The organism is Streptococcus australis, assembly GCF_019930045.1.
Taxonomy (GTDB): Bacteria; Bacillota; Bacilli; order Lactobacillales; family Streptococcaceae; genus Streptococcus; species Streptococcus australis_D.
Genome location: NZ_JAHZQQ010000075.1, coordinates 1 through 5,772 on the forward strand (window position 1 = coordinate 1; position 5,772 = coordinate 5,772).

The 5,772-nt window shown below is 46.7% G+C and carries 7 protein-coding genes and 1 pseudogene; 4 read left to right on the plus strand and 4 right to left on the minus strand.

The features are described from left to right. Positions 1-54: 54 nt before the first annotated feature. The 3 genes from K1J10_RS09865 to rsmD are packed head-to-tail and all read right to left on the minus strand — an operon-like array spanning position 55 to position 2,181. Positions 55-1,173 (minus strand): SepM family pheromone-processing serine protease, encoded by a 1,119-nt coding sequence (locus K1J10_RS09865; protein ID WP_263285415.1) that lies wholly within the window; start codon positions 1,171-1,173, stop codon positions 55-57. 5 nt (positions 1,174-1,178) lie between these two features. Further along, positions 1,179-1,652 carry a pantetheine-phosphate adenylyltransferase gene (coaD, locus tag K1J10_RS09870; protein WP_223357176.1) on the minus strand — a complete coding sequence of 158 codons (474 nt, stop codon included), beginning with the start codon at positions 1,650-1,652 and terminating at the stop codon, positions 1,179-1,181. After that, positions 1,642-2,181, minus strand: a complete 540-nt coding sequence (gene rsmD / locus K1J10_RS09875; RefSeq protein ID WP_048715851.1) for a 16S rRNA (guanine(966)-N(2))-methyltransferase RsmD — start codon at positions 2,179-2,181, stop codon at positions 1,642-1,644. Before rsmD ends, coaD begins: the two co-directional genes overlap by 11 nt. A gap of 182 nt (positions 2,182-2,363) precedes the next feature. Here rsmD and K1J10_RS09880 point away from each other — a divergent pair, with 182 nt between their 5' ends. Genes K1J10_RS09880 through K1J10_RS09895 form a run of 4 tightly spaced genes read left to right on the plus strand, consistent with a single transcriptional unit; the run spans position 2,364 to position 5,110 of the window. Further along, on the plus strand, positions 2,364-3,041 hold the full coding sequence (locus K1J10_RS09880; RefSeq protein WP_223357177.1) for a helix-turn-helix domain-containing protein: 678 nt from the start codon (positions 2,364-2,366) through the stop codon (positions 3,039-3,041). Positions 3,042-3,043: 2 nt separating this feature from the next. Further along, positions 3,044-4,456: a Y-family DNA polymerase gene (locus K1J10_RS09885; RefSeq protein ID WP_223357179.1), complete on the plus strand. Its 1,413-nt coding sequence runs from the start codon at positions 3,044-3,046 to the stop codon at positions 4,454-4,456. Next, positions 4,453-4,824: a hypothetical protein gene (locus K1J10_RS09890; protein WP_125374975.1), complete on the plus strand. Its 372-nt coding sequence runs from the start codon at positions 4,453-4,455 to the stop codon at positions 4,822-4,824. Before K1J10_RS09885 ends, K1J10_RS09890 begins: the two co-directional genes overlap by 4 nt. Next, positions 4,805-5,110: a DUF5960 family protein gene (locus K1J10_RS09895; RefSeq protein ID WP_123160002.1), complete on the plus strand. Its 306-nt coding sequence runs from the start codon at positions 4,805-4,807 to the stop codon at positions 5,108-5,110. The genes K1J10_RS09890 and K1J10_RS09895 overlap by 20 nt, the downstream gene beginning before the upstream one ends. A gap of 20 nt (positions 5,111-5,130) precedes the next feature. On the opposite strand, the pseudogene K1J10_RS09900 reads toward K1J10_RS09895, so the two are convergent. Then, positions 5,131-5,700, minus strand: a pseudogene (locus K1J10_RS09900) (hypothetical protein); the annotation flags it as partial. Between the last annotated feature and the right edge of the window lie 72 nt (positions 5,701-5,772).

Sequence of the window (5,772 nt, forward strand, 5' to 3'; positions counted from 1 at the left end):
TGTGTGAATACTTACAGTTTACCCCAATGAAACGCTATGAGTTTTTTTGTTGCACTATATTTTACAATTTATCTTTTTCAAATAGTCAATGGCATCCTGCAAGGTTTTGACAGGAACAATTTTCATCTTGGTTTTAATTTTCTTAGCTGTTTCTACCGCTTCGTCGTAGTTGCTCTTGGCATTCGGATTGTTCTTTTTGACTTCTTCTGTCACTGGATTATCAGGGGCAAAGAAGATTTCAGCACCAGCGCGATCTGCTGCTACGACTTTTTTATCCACTCCACCGATATCTCCGACAGTCCCATCATGGTTAATGGTCCCTGTCCCCGCGATATGGCGTCCCTGACGAAGGTCTGGATCCGCTACTTGGGTATAGATGGACAAACTAAACATCATCCCGGCACTTGGACCACCGATGCCAGCTGTCGCAAACTCAATCGGTACATCACTCTTCACTTCTGTCCGGTCAATCAAGCTAATCCCAATCCCATTCTTGCCATTGACCAACTTAATAATCTTTCCTTCAGCAGTCTTGGTCTGGCCATCTTCTGTGTAGGTCACTGAGACCTTGTCCCCGATTTTTTGGGAGCCAACATACTCGATGAGCTCTTTTGAGCTCTTGAAGGTCTTGTCATTCACAGCCGTAACCGTGTCCGCAATATTTAGAACGCCTTTGAAGGTAGAGTCTTCTACCACTTGCATGACATACACACCGAGGAATTCCATCTCTGTCTCTTTTCCAGCCGTTTTCAGTCCTTGGTATTTGGCAGTATTTTGAGAGGTCTCCATATAAAATTGATTGATTCGGAAAAATTCCTCACTGGAACTGCCACCTGTCATTTCTTTTTCAGAGTAGATATCTGTAAAAGGAGTCACCCAGGCATAGACTATATCCGAGAAGGTCGCTTGCTTGACGGCAACAGTGACAAAATCATACGAACCGGATGCTTCGTCATTTTTCTGGTTGACGCGCATCACCTGGCGAATATCTTCTGAACTACCGGGCATTTCTAGATAATAGGGTAGGGGAACAAAGAAAGCTAGCAAGGCCAAAATCAGAAGCAAGGTCCCAATAAGGGGCCAGCGATAGGTCCTCCACACACTATCTTTTTTGCGTATAGGTTCAAATGGGCTTTCTGGTAGCTGAGCCCTTGGTTTCTCAAATTCTTTCATTCCTTTTATTTCATCTCCTTTATAACACTCTCTGGGACATAGGCACTGACATCCTGCTGGAAGGTCAGCAACTCGCGAATTCTCGTCGAACTCAAGGCCTGGTACTGGGGCTGGGCACAGAGATAGATGGTCTCAAGCTCTGGAGCCAGCTGGTGATTGAAGTAGTCCATGTTGCTTTCATAGAGGAAGTCCTGGCTATTGCGTAACCCTCGGACCAAACTCGTCACCCCATACCGTCTAGCCACCTCTACTGCCAACTCTGCCTCTGAGGTGATGACTCTTACATTGGGCAAATGAGCCACTGCTTCTGTCACCATGGCTTCCCTTTGCTCAATGGTAAAACAGCCCTTCTTCTCATGATTAAAGAAGATGCCTACATACAAGTGATCAAACAAGCGACTAGCCCGCTCTATCAAATCCAAGTGTCCCAAGGTCATTGGGTCAAATGAACCTGTAAATAATCCGATTTTATCTGACATAAACCGTCACCTTACTAATTCCGTAGATTTTTTCTTTCCAGATTCCTAGACAAGCAATCTCCTCAGGCAAGTCTACTGCCTTGTCTGTCTCACAGACGACCATGACTTCTTCTCCAAGTAAACCACGTTCAGCCAGGGCCTCAATATCGGCTACGATTTGCTCCTTGGCATAGGGAGGATCCAGGAAAATGAGATCAAAGGTCCCCTGCAATTGATTGAGAGCTTGGTGAGCCTCCATCTTCAGCAATTGAAACTTGTGGCTTTCCTTGGTCATTTGGATATTGCTAGCAATAATCCCTTGGGCTCTGCGATCTTTCTCGACCAAGACAGCCTGCTCCATCCCCCGAGACACCGCCTCGATGGACAGACCGCCTGAGCCAGCATATAAATCCAAGACCCGACCCCCATCAAAATAAGGACCGATCATATTAAACATAGCCCCTCTCACCTTATCTGAAGTGGGCCTTGTTGTCTTTCCTTCGAGCGTCTTAAGAGGACGCCCTCCATAGGTACCTGATACAATCTTCATAGAGATTATTATATCAAAATTTGGATAAAAGATACAAAAACACCCACCTCTCCCATCTGAGATCCGCTTAAGTTAAATCCCTTTCGCTGCTAAAGAAAAATCCTCTCACTTTTCTCTTGAAGTCCGAATTTTTTTTTGCTATACTATACGTAACTTTCAAAACGTTACATAGGAGAATGCAGATGTTTGATGCAAAAAAATTAAAAGACCGGCGACTTGAGCTGGGCCTGACCCAAGCCCAGGTCTACGAATCCTTAGAGATTAGTCGCAAGACCTACTCTAGTTGGGAGAATGGCTTAGCAGAGCCACACGATAAAAATCTCAGGAGGTTGGCCAAGCGCCTCTCCGTTAAAGAGGACTACTTTGTCGACAAGAGCTCAGCGCTTTTCACCTACCCTTTACTAACCCCACCCCATCAGAAAAAGGTCGATCTCTTTGCCAGCCAGCTCTTAGCAGAGCAAGAAAAGGTCGTCTCTTTGATCCCTTACCGCGTCCTCTCTATCGACTTGGCAGCTGGACATGGTCATACCTTCTATGACAATGAGACCGACTACGAGACCGTTTATTTTGACCAAGAGATCCAACACGACTTTGCCTCTTGGGTGTCTGGAGATTCTATGGAACCAAGCTATCCAAACGGTTCCGTTGCCTTGATGAAACAGACTGGATTTGACTATGATGGAGCGGTCTACGCCCTCATGTGGAACGGGAAGACCTATATCAAAAAAGTCTATCGAGAAGAGGAGGGCCTCCGCCTAGAATCCATCAATCCAGCCTATGACGACCTCTTTGCTCCCTACGAAGATGAACCAAAAATCGTCGGTATCGTGGTCGGCCACTTCCTCCCTCTGGAGGTCTAGACATGCTTTTTGATTATTCACGTGAGCCCAGGTCTGATATTGCTTTTGTGGATATGAAAAGTTTCTATGCTAGTTGTGAATGCGTCCGCCTCGGCCTCAATCCCTTGACTACTTCTCTTTGTGTCATGAGTCGGAGCGACAATTCTGCTGGCCTTATCTTAGCCAGTTCCCCCGTTTTCAAGCAGGTCTTTGGGAAGAAAAATGTCGGACGGAGCTATGATCTGCCCTTTGATCTCAAGACGAGGAAATTCAATTACTACCTGGCCCGTAAGCAAGGCCTGCCTACGGATCCAGCCTTTGTCCACTATATCGAAAGTTGGGCCAAGCGCACCTTTATCGTGCCCCCTCGCATGAATGCCTATATCCAGGTCAACATGGAAATCCAACAAGTCTTTCAAGAATTTGCTGCTCCAGATGACATCTATCCCTATTCCATTGATGAGGGATTTATCGATTTGACCAGCTCTCTCAACTACTTTATTCCCGATCCTCAGCTGGACCGACGCTCCAAGCTGGATCTTCTTTCTGCTCGGATCCAAAAGCGCATTTGGCAGCAAACTGGGATCTACGCTACTGTCGGGATGAGCAATGCCAATCCACTCCTAGCCAAACTGGCTCTGGACAACGAAGCCAAGCACCAGAAAACCATGCGGGCTAACTGGTCTTATGAAGACGTCCCCAATCGAGTCTGGCAGATAAAAAAACTGACCGATTTTTGGGGGATCGGCCATCGAACAGAAAAACGCCTGAACAAACTAGGTATTCACTCCATCTATGAACTAGCCCAGGCCAATCCAGACCAACTCAAAAAAGAATTTGGCGTCATGGGCGTCCAACTCTGGTTTCACGCCCATGGGATCGATGAAAGCAATGTCCATCGTCCCTATCGGCCAAAGTCTCACGGTCTAGGAAATTCGCAAATCCTTCCCCATGACTACCACCGCCAAAGCGATATTGAACTAGTCTTTCGAGAGATGGCTGAGCAAGTTGCTATCCGCTTGCGTCGGGAAAAGAAAAAGACACAACTGGTCTCCATCCACGCCAGCTACTCCAAACAGGAACAGCTTCCCTCCATCCACTGCCAGCGAAAGATTGAACCGACCAACTCTACCGCTCAATTAGCCAAGGAAGTCATCCAGCTCTTTCGCTCCCACTACCAGGGAGGAGCCATCCGGCAGATCGGAGTCTTTTATGGGAAGCTCGTGGAGGAGAGCTTCCAGCTGATCTCCCTATTTGATGACCCTGAGCAAACCCAAAGAGAAGAAGCTCTCCAAGAGACCATTGACCACATCCGTGACCGATTCGGTTTTGCTTCTCTACAGAAGGGCTCTGCCCTATTAGAAAATTCGCGCGCTCTGGCTCGAAGCAAGCTGACCGGAGGCCACTCTGCAGGAGGTTTAGATGGCTTAGCATGATTGATCGTTCTTATCTCCCTTATCAGTCGGCACGCGACTTCCAAGACCGGGGCATGGCCAAGTGGGCCGGATTCTTCCTCTCTGAGCATTCGACGGCCTTACAAACAAACCAGCTCTCTCTCGAAGAGCTTCGCCTCCTCTCAAACCAAGAAATCCGTCACCTCCTCGAGCAAGCCTACCAGCAAGAGACCTCCCTCTCCCTCTCTACCCTCCAGGACAATCAAGTCGCCGTCTACTACGGTCAGGTCTATACCTTAAGCCCTTCCGAAGTCCTCATTAAAAATGGCCAGCACTACCACTCTCTCCTTCTTTCGACTATTTTTTCTATTGAACCAGGAGATTCTAGCTATGAAACCAGCCCTGAATAAACACGAACTCCAATTCGATTATTTTTCAGACAATTACCAGCAGTTCGAGCATGATTTTTACCGATTGGCAACGACTGCGACCCCCTTGGTCTTTTTAGAAGATGACCTGCTGAGATCCATGTCGACAGGTCAGCGCAACTATTTCAGACTCCACCATACCCAGAGCCGCGACCACCGTGACCACTACTTTCACTTTCGCGTCTCCACCCATCCCCAATCCCCACTGACACGGATTTATACCTACCTAGGCCACAGCCCTACCACAGAATACAAAGCAACCTCCTAGAAAACTAGGAGGTTCTTTTATCATGTAGATGAAGAGGATTTCGCAACCCAACCAATCGCGTCTGCAGGAGGATTGTCCACATCAATCCAGATGAAGTCTATGCCGATTTCACCGTTTTTGAATTTGGAAAGACGGATACCATTGATTTCTAGCTGAGACAATTTCTTACCTGTTAGGATCTCTCTATCTTTTAACTGAAAGACTCCACGAAGAATCCAATTGCCAAGGATTTCTTGCTTATCAGTTGATTGAATGGCCTTCCCAGCTTCTTGGTTGATATAGGCAGTAATCACATCACCTGATGATAAAAATCGTAGCTTAAAGGTCCGTTCCTCTTTTGGGAGCGCAAGTTTACTCGTACCTGGCTCAAACCGTCCGATCCCTTTACCAAAAAAGTCTGGACGCTCCTCATGGAAATGTTTGGAGTCTGGAAGAGGGATATACACTTCACTGACCGGACGATACACCAGCTGTTCAATTTCTTTAATGAGTTTTTCGTTCCCTGTATCGTGTACAAAGCGAATCAAGTCCTCACGAATGGACTTCATCTGAGCTTTTTCTTCCTTGGTAGACCATTTTTTTAAGAGATAAATTGTAAAATATAGTGCAACAAAAAAACTCATAGCGTTTCATTGGGGTAAACTGTAAGTATTCACACAAAC